Annotated in this window: 10 protein-coding genes; 2 read left to right on the top strand and 8 right to left on the bottom strand. The window is 61.2% G+C overall.

Features of this window, described 5'->3' with window-relative positions:
- Positions 1-109: 109 nt before the first annotated feature.
- Together IFT99_RS11775 and IFT99_RS11770 are read right to left on the bottom strand one after the other, a co-directional pair.
- Entirely contained in the window at positions 110-916 is an 807-nt protein-coding gene (locus IFT99_RS11775) for a tetratricopeptide repeat protein (protein WP_192132430.1), read from the bottom strand.
- Positions 917-919: 3 nt separating this feature from the next.
- Positions 920-1,600, bottom strand: coding sequence for a Fe2+-dependent dioxygenase (locus tag IFT99_RS11770; protein WP_192132428.1), 681 nt, complete (start codon positions 1,598-1,600; stop codon positions 920-922).
- A gap of 195 nt (positions 1,601-1,795) precedes the next feature.
- On the opposite strand from IFT99_RS11770, the gene IFT99_RS11765 reads away from it, so the two are divergent.
- Entirely contained in the window at positions 1,796-4,048 is a 2,253-nt protein-coding gene (locus IFT99_RS11765) for a TonB-dependent receptor (protein ID WP_192132426.1), read from the top strand.
- A gap of 259 nt (positions 4,049-4,307) precedes the next feature.
- On the top strand, positions 4,308-6,860 hold the full coding sequence (locus IFT99_RS11760) for a PepSY domain-containing protein (protein WP_192132510.1): 2,553 nt from the start codon (positions 4,308-4,310) through the stop codon (positions 6,858-6,860).
- A 140-nt stretch (positions 6,861-7,000) separates the two neighbouring features.
- Here IFT99_RS11760 and IFT99_RS11755 read toward each other — a convergent pair whose 3' ends face one another.
- The 6 genes from IFT99_RS11755 to IFT99_RS11730 form a co-directional block, all read right to left on the bottom strand.
- Positions 7,001-7,975: a peptide ABC transporter ATP-binding protein gene (locus tag IFT99_RS11755; protein WP_192132424.1), complete on the bottom strand. Its 975-nt coding sequence runs from the start codon at positions 7,973-7,975 to the stop codon at positions 7,001-7,003.
- Positions 7,975-8,943 carry an ABC transporter ATP-binding protein gene (locus IFT99_RS11750; RefSeq protein ID WP_065990186.1) on the bottom strand — a complete coding sequence of 323 codons (969 nt, stop codon included), beginning with the start codon at positions 8,941-8,943 and terminating at the stop codon, positions 7,975-7,977. The genes IFT99_RS11755 and IFT99_RS11750 overlap by 1 nt, the downstream gene beginning before the upstream one ends.
- Positions 8,944-8,953: 10 nt before the next feature.
- The gene (locus tag IFT99_RS11745; protein WP_192132422.1) at positions 8,954-9,865 is read right to left on the bottom strand and encodes an ABC transporter permease subunit; all 912 of its coding nucleotides are present in this window, start codon (positions 9,863-9,865) and stop codon (positions 8,954-8,956) included.
- 11 nt (positions 9,866-9,876) lie between these two features.
- Positions 9,877-10,887, bottom strand: coding sequence for an ABC transporter permease subunit (locus IFT99_RS11740; RefSeq protein WP_065990182.1), 1,011 nt, complete (start codon positions 10,885-10,887; stop codon positions 9,877-9,879).
- Between the two features lie 64 nt (positions 10,888-10,951).
- Positions 10,952-12,559 carry an ABC transporter substrate-binding protein gene (locus tag IFT99_RS11735; RefSeq protein ID WP_192132420.1) on the bottom strand — a complete coding sequence of 536 codons (1,608 nt, stop codon included), beginning with the start codon at positions 12,557-12,559 and terminating at the stop codon, positions 10,952-10,954.
- 96 nt (positions 12,560-12,655) lie between these two features.
- Positions 12,656-14,035, bottom strand: a complete 1,380-nt coding sequence (locus IFT99_RS11730) for an OprD family porin (protein WP_065990179.1) — start codon at positions 14,033-14,035, stop codon at positions 12,656-12,658.
- Positions 14,036-14,080: the final 45 nt, after the last annotated feature.

Here is a 14,080-nt window from a genome sequence, read left to right as displayed (position 1 = left end):
ATCCATGCCTTCAGCTGTTGTAGGAGAACTTACAGGCAGAACTCACCACGGCTTGCGCCCCGCTAATTCGGGGGAATGCCGTTAAATTCAAACCTGTGTCAGAACGTGTTTATGCAGCCGTTTTGGCGTTTTTGAGAAAGTGAGACAGGGCTGCTTTATCTTCAGCATTGCCAATGGCCGATGCTTTGGTGAAGTAGTCGATGGCCAGGCTTTTAATCTCTGGATGGGGTGACGACAACAGCGTCTGGCGACTGACCCGCAGAAAGTTGAGGTTGCCATTGCGCAAAGCCGTTCCAAACCAGTACAGCGATTGTTGAATGTCTCCTTGATCAGCCAGAACGGCCGCATGACTGAACTGACCGCGAAAATCGCCGGCCTCTGCCGAGCGTCGGTACCAGTGGTGCGCGGCGGGCAGATCCTGCTCGCAGCTCACGCCTTCTTCCAGATAGCGGCCGAGCATGTTCATTGATTTGGCATGACCCATGTGTGCGGCCTTGCGGTAGCAGGCCAGTGCGCGTGCCTGATCCTTATTGACGCCCCGACCAGTGGCCAGCAGGTTGCCGTAGTTATAGAAGCCCCAGTCGAGGTCGGCCTGCGCTGCCAGTCGATAGCACTCGGCGGCCTTCGCCGCATCTGGCTCGCACCCCCAGCCATGTTCGTGGCAGCGACCGAGCATGTTATGGGCCATCGCATGCCCGTTGCGTGCGGCGATCTGGAACCACGTCATCGCCAGCGACGGGTCCTGCTCGATGCCGGCGCCGTCGAGCAGGATCTGCCCGAGCAGCGCCTGGGCGTCGACGATGTTGGCCTGCGCGGCGCTGAGAATCGCCCGTGCGGCACTCGCCGGACTTTCTTCCAGCATGGCGCGCAGCTGGTCGCCATCGAGCACTTCTTCACGTCGCAGATTCCAGGTCATGACTCAGACCTCGACCCACTGCCGCAGCAGGTTGTGATAGGTGCCGGTGAGCTGAAGCAGCGAGGGGTGATCAGGCACGTCGCGGCTGAGTTGCTGGATGGCCGCGTCCATGTCGAACAGCAGCGTGCGGTGGCCATCGTCCCGCACCAGGCTCTGGGTCCAGAAGAACGAGGCGTACCGCGCCCCCCGTGTGACGGCGTTGACCTTGTGCAGACTGCTGGCCGGATAAAGCAGCAGGTCACCCGCCGGCAGCTTGACCTGACGGGTGCCAAAGGTGTCCTGAATCACCAGCTCGCCGCCGTCGTAGTCGTCGGGATCGCTGAAGAACAGCGTCGATGACAGATCTGTGCGCACGCGCTCGGCGCTGCCCTTGGCCTGACGCACGGCGTTGTCGATGTGCAAATCGAAACTGCCGCCGCCGGTGTAGCAATTCACCAATGGCGGGAAGACCTTGTGGGGCAGGGCAGCGGACATGAACAGTGGGTTCTGCCACAGGCGCTCAAGCATCGCCGCGCCAATCTCTACGGCAAGTGGATGACCTTCCGGCAGTTGCAGGTTGTGCTTGGCTTTCGCCGATTGGTGCCCGGCGGTGATCTTGCCGTCGGCCCATTCGGTGTCTTCCAGCGCCTGTCGGATGCGAAGCACCTCCTCGGGTGAAAACAGACCGGGGATATGTAGGAGCATGAATCGCGACCTGCGTGAAGAATAAGGCGGCGGATGATAGTGATTCTTATTGGTCGTGTAAAACGTCGCCCGCGCGCGTGAATGGGTCGATGTGAAAATTGGGTAATGGGAAAGTGTAAAGAATGTAAGTTTTCTGCGAATGCGAAGCAGTCTCAACTATATTCCGCCGCCTTATTGTTTCCTTGGGGAAGGAAAATGTCGCGCCAAGCACAACCGGTTACCGCACATTCGCAGCGTTCCATCGTCAGCGCCGTCGGCGTCGCACTTGCAGCGATGTCAGCCGCCCACATGGTGCAGGCCGCGGAACCCGCATCGGACAACGCGCTGAATCTCGGGGCAACCAACATCGACGGCGAGCGGGCCGACACGGCTTACAAGACCGAAGAATCGGCCTCGAAAAAGTACACCGCGCCCCTGCGCGAGACGCCAAAGAGCGTCACGGTGATCCCGCAGCAAGTTATCCGCGACACCGCGGCCACGAGCCTGACTGACGCCTTGCGCACCACCCCCGGCATCACCTTTGGTGCGGGCGAGGGCGGTAACCCGAATGCGGATCGCCCGATCATTCGTGGCTTCAACGCGGAGAGTGACGTGTTCGTCGACGGCATGCGCGATGTCGCGGCGCAGAGCCGGGAGATTTTCAACGTCGAGTCGGTCGAGGTCAGCAAGGGCCCGGGTTCGGCGTTCACCGGTGCAGGCTCCACGGGTGGCAGCCTGAACCTCGTCACCAAAGGCGCTCACCTGGGCGATGCCCTCAACGGCGGCTACACCTTCGGCTCGGACCAGACCCAGCGCTACACCCTCGACGTCAACAAGCAAATGACCGACACGTCCGCCTTCCGCCTGAACCTCATGAAGCATGATTCCAACGTCGCCGGCCGCAACGATGTCGACAACAGCCGTTGGGGCGTTGCGCCTTCGTTCGCGTTCGGTCTGGGCACGGACACGCGCGTCAAGGTCGATTACTACCACCTGTCCACCGACGACATGCCCGACTACGGCATTCCGCTGACCAACACCACCGGCCGCAGCCAGTACGTGGTCGACAAGCCGGCCCACGTCAACGAAAATAACTTTTACGGCCTGACCGACCGCGACTACCGCAAGAGTGTCAACGACAGCGGCACGATCCGCCTCGAACACGACCTCAACGACAACCTGACGATCTCCAACAGCTTCCGCATGTCGCGCTCGACGCTGGATTACATCGTCACCAACCCCGACGACAGCCGCGGCAACGTCGCCAGGGGCCTGGTTTCGCGCTCGGCGAAGAGCCGCAACTCCACCTCCAGCGGCTTCGTCAACCAGACCGACCTGCAGGCAAAATTCAACACCGGTTTTGTCGAGCACAGTCTGGTGACCGGTCTCGAATTTTCGTATCAGGACACCCACAACCGCGGCTACAACGTGCTCAGCGCCAGCGGCGGGACCATCGGCTCGACCTGTAACGCTGCGCTGCTGGCGTCGGGCGACTGCACCAGCCTGTCCAACTCGTCGCCGAAAGACGACTGGAACGGCACCATCACCGACAGCCGCGCGTTCACCGATACCGACACCAAAACCAGTGCCGCCTATGTCTTCGACACGTTGAAATTCAACGAACAGTGGTCGTTGAACCTGGGCCTGCGCTATGACGATTACGACGTGCGCTCCAGCGGTTACAGCACTGGCGGCCGCGGCTCGGTGGCGGGCAGCTTCAAGCGCGAGAACACCAGCCAGCTGTGGAATTACCAGGTCGGCGTGACCTACAAGCCGCTGCCGAACGGCAGCATCTACGCGGCGTGGTCGACGTCCAGCAATCCGTCGGGTGAGACCAGCGGCAATGGCGGCCTGGAAATCGCGGCGAACAACGTCAACCTCGATCCGGAAAAGAACCGCAACTACGAGCTGGGCACCAAGTGGGATTTCTTCGACGACAATTTGTCGCTGACGGCTGCGCTGTTCCGCACCGAGAAGACCAACGCGCGGGTGACCGATCCTGACAACGCGACGTTTCAGGTGCTGGACGGCGAGCAGCGTGTCGACGGTCTGGAGCTGACCTACAGCGGCAACATTACCGGCAAATGGAAAGTCTACGGCGGCTACACCTACATGGAGAGCGAGATCGTCAGCGCAACCAGCAAGGCGGACGAGGGCAATCACATGCCGAGCACGCCGCGCAACAGCTTCAATTTCTGGTCGACCTACGAACTGATGCCGAAGCTGACCGTGGGCGGCGGCGCGACCTTCGTCGATTCGCGTTTCGGCAACGAAGCCAACTCGGTGGAAGTGCCGTCCTACTGGCGCTACGACGCCATGGCCACGTACGCGCTGACCAAGAACGTTGACCTGCAGCTGAACGTGCAGAACCTGACCGACAAGCGTTATTACGATCAGGTCTTCACCACCCACTACGCCCACATGGCCGCCGGGCGTACCGCGCTGATGAGTGCCAGCTTCCACTTCTGATCCGGATTCGGACACGTCACTTGTGGGAGCGAGCTTGCTCGCGAATGCTTAATTTCAGTCTTCAGAGAAAGTGGCTGAATGTACCGGCCTCTTCGTGAGCAAGCTCACTCCCACAAGTTTTGCGCTGGCCAGGCGAGCGCGGGGTGTCAGGGCAAGACCGCTCCCACTGGTTCTGCATCAAGAATCAGCCACAGATGAGAATGTATGCCGTTTGTGCGCATAATGCGCGCCGTAGCGGGTGAGTGAGGGGTCGAGGGTGTTGAAGAAAGTCCTGTTTCAAGTGCACTGGTTCTTCGGGATCACGGCCGGTCTTGTGCTTGCCCTGATGGGGATCACGGGCGCGCTGTACTCCTTCGAGGACGAAATCGTCGACGCGCTCAACCCTGACGTGTTGTTCGTGCAGCCCCAGGGTCGCCAACTGTCACTGGCGGAAATGGTCAGCAAGGTTGAAGCCCAGGGCAAAGACAAGGTAGCGATGTTCCGCATCGATGTCGGCGGCGACAGGATCGCCCAGGTCTGGTTCACACCGCCGCCCGGCCAGCGCCGCGGCGAGATGCACAACTTCAACCCCTACACCGGCGCGTTCACCGAGGATGCCGTCGGTCAGGACTTCTTCGGGTTCATCCTCAACCTGCACCGATTCCTGGCTGCGGGGGAATACGGCAAGCAAGTCACCGCAGCTTGCACGTTGATCCTCATTTTCTTCTGCCTCTCCGGGCTCTATCTACGCTGGCCGCGCAAGCCGCTGAACTGGCGCGTCTGGCTGACCATGGACTGGGCGAAGAAGGGACGCAGTTTCAATTGGGACCTGCATTCGGTGTTCGGCACCTGGTGCCTGATCATCTATCTGCTGCTGGCGATCACCGGTCTGATGTGGTCCTACGACTGGTTCAGCAACGGCATGACCAAGCTGATTGGCGATCCTCCCGTGGCGGGCGAGCAGCGCCGTGGCGCAGGGGCGCGTCCAGTCCCTGCTGCGAAAGAGGCGCCCAAGGAAATCGCGGCCTCGGCCCCGGACTATGACGCCATCTGGCAGACCATCCAGAGCGCTGCCGGCCCGGATCTCAAGGCCTACAACCTGCGCATGCCCCAGTCACCGGGCCAGATGGCCACGGTGTTTTACCTCCTTAAAACCGCGCCGCACGCCCGTGCCTTGAACCAGATCAGCCTCGATCCGGCCGATGGCACGCTCAAGGCGGTGTCGCGCTATTCCGAGAAAGGCCTCGGTTCTCAGTTGTTGATCAGCAACTATGCGCTGCACACCGGCAGCTACTTCGGCCTGATCGGACGCATCGTTGTGACCGTTGCCGCGTTGTTGATGCCGCTGTTCTTCGTCACCGGCTGGTTGCTCTACCTGGACCGCCGACGCAAGAAGCGCGACATTCGCAACGCCCGCGGTGAAGTGTCGACGACGACGGGCGAGCAGGGCGCGGCCTGGTTGATCGGCTTTGCCAGCCAGAGCGGGTTCGCCGAGCAACTCGCCTGGCAGACGGCCGGCCAGCTGCAAACCGCCGGGGTGCCGGTGAAGGTGCAGCGTCTGGGCGACATCACCGAGCAGGACCTCTATCAGAGCCGCAATGCGCTGTTCGTCGTGAGTACCTTCGGCGACGGCGAGGCGCCCGACAGCGCCCGCGGATTTGAGCGCAAGGTGCTGGGTCGGCCGCTGGCGCTGGACAATCTCAACTACGCGGTGCTTGGGCTGGGCGATCGTCAGTATCAGCAGTTCTGCGGGTTCGCTCAGCGGCTGCATGGCTGGCTGGCGGAGCGCGGCGGACGCACGCTGTTCGCACCGGTGGAAGTGGACAGCGGCGACGGTGCGGCGCTGCAACACTGGCAACAGCAACTGGGCCAGTTGACCGGCTCGACGCCGACGACCGTCTGGCAAGCGCCGGAGTATCACAACTGGACGCTGGTGGCCCGGGAATGGCTGAACCCCGGAAGCGTGGGTTCGAAAGTGTTCATGCTCGGCCTGACAGCCGATTCGGCAACCCGCTGGGAGGCCGGCGATCTGGTGGAGGTGTTGCCACGCAACCCGGCCTCTGCGGTCGAGCAGTTCCTGTCCGGGTTGGGCATCGCTGCTGAAACGCAGGTCACTGTCGATGGCTTGAGCGAGACCCTCGGCCAAGCCTTGTGCTCGCGGCAATTACCGGTGAATCGCAGTCATCTGGTGGGCTTGCACGCGCAGGCGTTGATCGACGCGCTGGTGCCGCTGGCGATGCGCGAGTATTCGATCGCGTCGATTCCCCAGGACGGTGTGTTGCAGCTGATCGTGCGTCAGGAGCTGCACCCCGATGGCAGCCTCGGGCTGTGTTCGGGCTGGCTGACCGAGCATGCTGCGGTGGGCGGCGCGATCAGTCTGCGGGTGCGTCGGAACAGTGGTTTCCACCTGCCGGCCGAATCGGCACCGATGATCTTGATCGGTAACGGTACCGGACTGGCGGGCCTGCGCAGCTTGCTCAAGGCGCGCGTCGTGTCGGGCGAGCAGCGCAACTGGCTGCTGTTTGGCGAGCGCCACGCTGCCCACGATTTCCATTGCGCGGATGAGCTCAAGGGCTGGCTGGCGAGTGGCGATCTGGCGCGTATGGATCTGGCGTTTTCCCGGGATCAGGCTGAGAAGATCTACGTGCAGGATCGCGTGCGGGAGGCCGCTGATGAGCTGCGTCGCTGGCTGGCCGAGGGCGCTGTGATCTACATCTGCGGCAGCCTCGAAGGTATGGCGGCGGGTGTCGATGCGACGTTGAACGCGCTGCTGGGTGAAGACGCCGTTCGGGATTTGATCGAGCAGGGTCGGTATCGGCGTGATGTGTATTGATCGGATCTGCTTGTGAGCCTGTCGAGTCATTCCCGGCTAAAGCCAGTCCTACAATGCAATTCCCGGCTAAAGCCAGTCCTACGCCAGCCACAAAAAAAGCCGTTGCGCTCACACGCAACGGCCTTTTTCTTACTCAACCATCACGCCACAAACTGTTCCGCGTAATGGCAGGCAACCTGCCGGTTGTCGACCCAGCGCAGTTCCGGCACTTCGGCGGCGCAGCGTTCGGTCGCGTACGGGCAGCGCTTGTGAAAAGCGCAGCCGGAAGGCGGGTTCAGCGGGTTAGGCAATTCGCCGACGATTTTGATCTTCGGCTTAGACGGGTCCGGGTGGATCGTCGGGGTCGCTGACAGCAGCGCCTGGGTATACGGGTGCAGCGGACGGTTGTAGATCTCGTCCTTGGGACCCATTTCGGCCGGGCGACCCAAGTACATCACCAACACCGTGTCGGCGACGTGACGCACCACCGCCAGGTTGTGGGAGATGAACACGTAACCGGTGTTGAACTCTTGCTGCAGGTCCATGAACAGGTTCAGCACCTGAGCCTGAATCGACACGTCGAGCGCGGAAGTCGGTTCGTCCGCCACCAGCACTTTAGGCTGCAGCATCATCGCCCGCGCCAGTGCGATACGTTGACGCTGACCGCCGGAGAACATGTGCGGGTAGCGCTGATAGTGCTCGGGACGCAGACCGACCTGAGCCATCATCGCCTGCACTTTCTCGCGACGTTCGGCGGCGGAAAGGCTGGTGTTGATCAGCAGGGGCTCGCCCAGTTGATCGCCGACCTTCTGCCGCGGATTGAGCGACGCATACGGGCTCTGAAACACCATCTGTACGTCTTTGCGCAGCTGTTTGCGTTGTGCCTTGGTCGCGCCGGTGACTTCCTGACCGGCGATTTTCAGCGATCCCGAAGAAGGCTCTTCGATCAGCGTCAGCGCGCGGGCCAGCGTGGACTTGCCGCAGCCGGACTCACCGACCACCGCCAGGGTCTTGCCGGCTTCGAGTTCGAACGACACGCCGTTGAGCGCGCGCACGGTTGCATGGGACTTGAACAGCCCACGGGACACATCGTAGTGACGAGTAAGGTCACGAGCGGTCAGTACGATTTCGCTCATCACGCCACCTCCTGATTCAGCGGAAAGAAGCAACGCGCCAGGCTATGGGCTTTCGGGTCAAGGCCCGGGCGTTGCTGGCGGCATTTGTCCTGGACGTAAGGGCAGCGCGGCGACAGCAGGCAGCCGCTTGGACGGTCATAGCGACCCGGCACGATACCCGGCAGCGTCGACAGGCGCGCGGCGCCCATGCTGTGCTCGGGAATCGCCGCCAGCAGTGCTTCGCTGTACGGGTGCGCCGGAACGTCGAACAGCCCCGGCACCTGACCCACTTCCACGGCCTGGCCGGCATACATCACGCAGACCCGCTGAGCGGTTTCGGCTACCACGGCGAGGTCGTGGGTGATGAGCACCAGCGCCATGTCCTGCTCTTTCTGCAGGGCCAGCAGCAGGTCCATGATCTGCGCCTGAATGGTCACGTCCAATGCGGTGGTCGGTTCGTCGGCGATCAGCAGCTTCGGCTCGCCGGCGATGGCCATGGCGATCGCAACGCGCTGGCTCATGCCGCCCGAGAGTTGATGCGGGTAGGCGTCCAGACGCTGTGCGGCGCCCGGGATCTCTACTTTCTGCAACAGCTCAAGTGCGCGCTGGTGGGCCGCGCGTCCGGACAGACCCAAGTGCTGCTTGAGCACTTCCTTGATCTGGAAGCCCACGGTGTAGCTCGGGTTCAGCGCGGTCATCGGGTCCTGGAAGACCATCGACATGTCTTTGCCGACGATCTTGCGACGCTGACGCGCATTGAGCGTCAGCATGTCCTTGCCGTCGAAGACCAGAGCGTCGGCGGTGACGATGCCGGGGTGCTCGATCAGGCCCATGAGCGCCATCATCGTCACGGATTTACCCGAACCCGATTCGCCCACGATAGCCAGGACTTCGCCCTTGTCGACGGCCAGATCCAGGCCGTCTACCACTGGGGTGGCCGTGGCGTCGCCAAAGCGCACGTTGAGGTTCTTGATGTTTAACAGAGACATTCGGACGTCCTCAGGCGGCGTTCTTGAGTTTCGGGTCCAGCGCATCGCGCAGACCGTCGCCCATCAGGTTGATTGCCAGCACGCTGAGCAAAATGGTCAGACCCGGGAGGCTCACCACCCACCAGGCGCGTTCGATGTAGTCGCGGGCCGAAGCGAGCATGGTGCCCCACTCAGGCGTCGGCGGTTGTACACCCAGACCCAGGAAGCCCAGCGCCGCAGCGTCGAGGATCGCCGAGGAGAAACTCAAGGTGGCCTGAACGATCAGCGGCGCCATGCAGTTGGGCAGCACGGTGATGAACATCAGGCGCGGCAGCGTTGCGCCGGCCAGACGCGCGGCGGTCACGTAGTCACGGTTCAGCTCGCCCATCACCGCTGCACGGGTCAGACGCACGTAGGACGGCAGCGAAACGATGGCGATGGCGATGACGGTGTTGATCAGGCCAGGGCCGAGGATCGCGACGATGGCCACCGCCAGCAGCAGCGACGGCAGCGCCAGCATGATGTCCATCAGGCGCATGATGGTCGGGCCGAGGATTCTCGGGAAGAAACCCGCCAGCAGGCCCATGAGGATCCCCGGAATCAGCGACATCACCACGGACGACAGACCGATCAGCAGCGACAGGCGCGAACCCTGGATCAGACGCGACAGCAGGTCACGGCCCAGTTCGTCGGTGCCCAGCAGGAACTGCCATTGGCCGCCTTCAAGCCAGACCGGCGGGGTCAGCAGGAAATCGCGGTATTGCTCGCTCGGGTCATGGGGGGCAACCCACGGCGCGAACAGGGCGCAGAACACGATCACCAGCATGAACGCCAGGCCCGCGACGGCGCCCTTGTTCTTGGAGAAGTGCTGCCAGAACTCTTTGTAGACGGACGGGTAGAGCAGGCTTTGATCGACTGCTACTACGGGAGTAGGTGTGCTCATAAAAAGGGATCTCAGCGCTGATGACGAATGCGTGGGTTGGCAAAGCCGTAGAGGATGTCCACCACGAAGTTGACCAGAATCACCAGGCAGGCGATTAGCAGGATGCCGTTTTGCACGACAGGGTAGTCACGGGCGCCAATGGCCTCGATCAGCCACTTGCCGATACCCGGCCAGGAGAAGATCGTTTCGGTCAGAACCGCACCGGCCAGCAGCGTGCCCACCTGCAGACCAAACACCGTCAGCACCGGGATCAGCGCGTTGCGCAGGCCGTGAACGAACACCACGCGAGCCGGCGACAGGCCCTTGGCGCGGGCGGTGCGCACGTAGTCTTCACGCAGGACTTCGAGCATCGAGGAGCGCGTCATCCGGGCGATGACCGCCAACGGGATGGTACCCAGCACGATGGCCGGCAGAATCAGGTGACGCAGGGCGTCCATGAACGAACCTTCTTCATCGCTGAGCAGAGTGTCGATCAGCATGAAGCCGGTTTTGGGGGGAATGTCGTACAGCAGGTCGATACGTCCCGATACCGGGGTCCAGCCCAGGGATACCGAGAAGAACATGATCAGGATCAGGCCCCACCAGAAGATCGGCATCGAGTACCCCGCCAGGGAGATACCCATGACCCCATGGTCGAACAGGGATCCTCGCTTCAATGCCGCAATCACACCGGCCAGCAGCCCGAGAATGCCTGCGAAGATCAGCGCCGCAATCGACAGTTCCAGGGTTGCCGGGAACAGCGAAGTGAATTCGGACCACACGCTTGTGCGCGTACGCAGCGATTCGCCCAGGTCGCCATGGGCGAGCTTACCGACGTAATCGATGTATTGCGCATAAAGGGGTTTGTTCAGGCCAAGACGTTCCATGGCTTGGGCGTGCATTTCCGGATCGACCCGGCGTTCACCCATCATGACTTCGACAGGGTCGCCCGGAATCAGGCGAATCAGGGCGAAGGTCAGCAAGGTGATGCCGAAGAAGGTGGGTATGAGCAACCCCACTCGGCGAGCGATAAAACTAAACATCTTCTCGTGTACCTCATCAGGTACCGGCGGGTCTCTGGGTAGCAGAGCCCGCCGGATTCTTCTTCTACTTCACTTGGGTGGTAGCGAAGTTATTAGTGGTGAGAGGGCTGATGTGGTAACCCTCCACGTTGTTGCGCATTGCAGTGAACACCTTGGTGTGGGCCATGCTGATCCACGGCAGGTCCTGATTGAAGATCACTTGAGCCTGCTCGTAGAGCGAAGCGCGTTCGGCCGGGTCGGTCTTTTCCCGAGCCTGATCGATCAAGGTCTGGAACTTCTGATTACACCAGCGCGAGTAGTTTTCGCCGTTCTTGGCGGCCTCGCAACTGAGCAGTGGAGTCAGGAAGTTATCAGGGTCGCCATTGTCACCTGACCAGCCGGCCGACACCATGTCGTGTTCGCCGTTTTTGGCACGTTTGAGCATTTCGCCCCATTCCATGACGCGTATATCTAACTTAATGCCGACTTTGGCCAGGTCGGACTGCATCATTTGTGCGCCCATGGCCGGATTAGGGTTGGTCGGACCGCCGCCGTTGCGCGTGAACAGGGTCAGCACGGTGCCTTCCGGAACGCCGGCTTCCTTGAGCAGGGCGCGCGCCTTGTCCAGATCGTGGGCAGGGTTTTTCAAGTCTTTGTTGTAACCCAGCAGCGTGTCCGGATACGGGTTCACGGCGACGGTGGCATTGTCCTTGCCAAACAAAGCTTTGACGTAGGCCTCTTTATCAAACGCAAGCTCGATGGCTTTACGCACGCGCACGTCGCTCATGTATTTGTGCGTGGTGTTCATGGCGATGTACGCGGTGGTCATCGAGTTCAGCTCATCGACCTTGAGGTTCGGATCTTTCTTGATGTTCGGAATGTCGTCCGGCTTCGGGTACAACGCAACCTGACACTCGTTGGCCCTGAGCTTCTGCAGGCGCACGTTGTTGTCGGTAGCGATGGCGAAGATCAGGGTGTCAGCCGGCGGCTTGCCACGGAAATACTCCGGGTTGGCCTTGAAGCGGACCTGAGCGTCCTTGGCATAACGCTGGAAAATAAACGGACCGGTGCCGATGGGCTGGCTGTTGAGGTTGCCGGTCTTGTTGGCCTTGAGTAACTGATCGGCGTATTCCGCCGAGTACACCGAGGCAAAGGCCATGGCGACGTCAGCCAGGAACGGTGATTCGCGGCGTGTCAGGGTGAACTTGACGGTGCTGTCGTCGACTTTCTCGACGCTCTTCAGCAGCTCTTTGAAACCCATGCTCTCGAAGTACGGGTAACCGACCTCCGACTGTTTGTGCCAAGGGTGGTTGGGGTCCAGTTGACGCTGGAAGCTCCAGACCACGTCATCGGCGTTCATGTCGCGGGTCGGTTTGAAGTATTCGGTGGTGTGAAACTTGACGCCCTTGCGCAGGTGGAACGTGTAGGTCAGGCCGTCATCGCTGATCTCCCACGTGTCGGCCAATGCCGGAACGATTTCCGTGGTGCCTGGCTTGAAATCCACCAGACGGTTGTAAATGGTTTCCGCCGAAGCATCGGCGGTCACGGCGGTGGTGTAGAGCGCCGTGTCGAAACCTTCCGGGCTGGCTTCGGTGCAGACCACCAGAGGCTTGGCCGATACGCCGACCGCAACGCTGAATACCGCCAGTGCGATCGCGCTGCGCAATGTTGCGAGTTTGAATGTCGATTTCAAGTAACGCACTCCGCAAGTGATGAAGCCATTAGTGAGTCGGTATCGGGCCACGAAGTTTCGGTAAACCGCACCTTGAGGCCCGATCGATCGTGCTGATTACATAATGTTGAATGGAATGGTGGTCACCAGACGGAATTCGTTGATGTTGCCGTCGGCCTGGTTGGCGCTCGCGCGGTGAGTGGTGTAGGTCGCACGCATCGTGGAGGCCTTCAGCGGGCCGGACTGCAGGGTGTACGACGAGCCGACACCGTATTCGTAGTGATTTTCGCCGTCCATGCCGCGGACATCGTAAGCGGTGCCTTTGTAATGGGTGCCGTCGATGTCGAAACCGCGCGCTTGATAGATGTTGAATTTCAGACCCGGCACGCCGTAGTCAGCCATGTTCAGCAGGTAGCTCAGCTGCACCGACTTCTCGTTCGGGCCGTTGAAGTCCGACAGCAGGGAGTTGGCCAGGAAGATCGCGTTGGTGTCGTGGACGTAGTCGAAGTAGGTGTCGCCTTCGACTTCCTGGTACGCGACGCTGAAACTGTGCGCCTTGTGAGTGGCGGTCAACGACAGGCTGTACGTGTCGTTGTCGATCTCGCCCATCTTCTTCTGACCGGAATCCTTGGTCTTGTAGTAGTTCAGGTTGGTGCTCAGGCCCAGTACATCGGGGTCACCCAGTTCGTGGGTGAAGGCGAAGTAGTACTGATGCCAGAAGTCTTCGACGTTGGACGCGTAGAAGCTGGTGGTCAGGCTTTTGAAGGGTTTGTAATCAACGCCCGCCATGTCAACGCGATCGGCGGTGGCGGTGTTGTTGGTGTACTCGGAACGGAACTTGGTCAGGCTCTGCTCGGTGCGTGGCGATACGCGGTCGAAGCTGCCGGCCTGGATCGAGATGTTGTTGAACTCTTCACTCAGCACGCTCACCCCTTCGAAGCTCGAAGGCAGCGCACGGTTGCCGATGTAAGCCAGCACCGGGGTGTTCATCGACTGACGGCCGGCGGTCAGGGTCGTGTTGGAGACGCGCGCCTTGATATTGCCCAGGCCCAACTTGCTCCACTGCCCAACAGGGTCACCATTGTTTTCGGTCAGCGTACGGTTGGCGCCGCCCATCAGGTCGTCTTTGTCACGGTCCAGCGCGACGGCGTTGTAGACCGCCATTTGCGTGGCGAAGCCGACAGTGCCCTGGGTGAAGCCCGAGCTGTAATCAACGATGGTGCCCTGAACCCAGTTGATCCGGCGCGGGTCACTGTCGACCACAACGCCGTTCTCGCTGCGGCGGAACTCGCCGCCACGGCGCAGCAGTTCGTTGGCGTACCAGTTCTTGGTCGAACCGGTCAGTTTCGAGTCTTCCAGAAAGCCCTTTGCTTCGCCCTGGAGGTTGGTGGTGGCCAGTGTGGTCGGAACGAATTCCTGACTGGTCGGCTCTGCCTGGGCCGCGACGCTGATGGCGAGGACGGATAAGGCGAATACAGCGGTGCTGGCTTTTTTCACGTTCTGAAGCTCCCGATTGCTGCTTTTTTAGAGGCGGGCTTTTTA

The sequence above is a fragment of the Pseudomonas sp. CFBP 8772 genome (assembly GCF_014841665.1).
GTDB lineage: Bacteria > Pseudomonadota > Gammaproteobacteria > Pseudomonadales > Pseudomonadaceae > Aquipseudomonas > Aquipseudomonas graminis_B.
Note: the sequence above shows the minus strand (reverse complement) of the source record. Positions and strands in the feature narration are given on the sequence as shown.

What these genes read in the sequence shown, in the direction of transcription:
- IFT99_RS11775 (WP_192132430.1), bottom strand. Translation starts at nt 916, where the DNA reads ATGACCTGGAATCTGCGACGTGAAGAAGTGCTCGATGGCGACCAGCTG.
- IFT99_RS11770 (WP_192132428.1), bottom strand. Translation starts at nt 1,600, where the DNA reads ATGCTCCTACATATCCCCGGTCTGTTTTCACCCGAGGAGGTGCTTCGC.
- IFT99_RS11765 (WP_192132426.1), top strand. Translation starts at nt 1,796, where the DNA reads ATGTCGCGCCAAGCACAACCGGTTACCGCACATTCGCAGCGTTCCATC.
- IFT99_RS11755 (WP_192132424.1), bottom strand. Translation starts at nt 7,975, where the DNA reads ATGAGCGAAATCGTACTGACCGCTCGTGACCTTACTCGTCACTACGAT.
- IFT99_RS11750 (WP_065990186.1), bottom strand. Translation starts at nt 8,943, where the DNA reads ATGTCTCTGTTAAACATCAAGAACCTCAACGTGCGCTTTGGCGACGCC.
- IFT99_RS11745 (WP_192132422.1), bottom strand. Translation starts at nt 9,865, where the DNA reads ATGAGCACACCTACTCCCGTAGTAGCAGTCGATCAAAGCCTGCTCTAC.
- IFT99_RS11740 (WP_065990182.1), bottom strand. Translation starts at nt 10,887, where the DNA reads ATGTTTAGTTTTATCGCTCGCCGAGTGGGGTTGCTCATACCCACCTTC.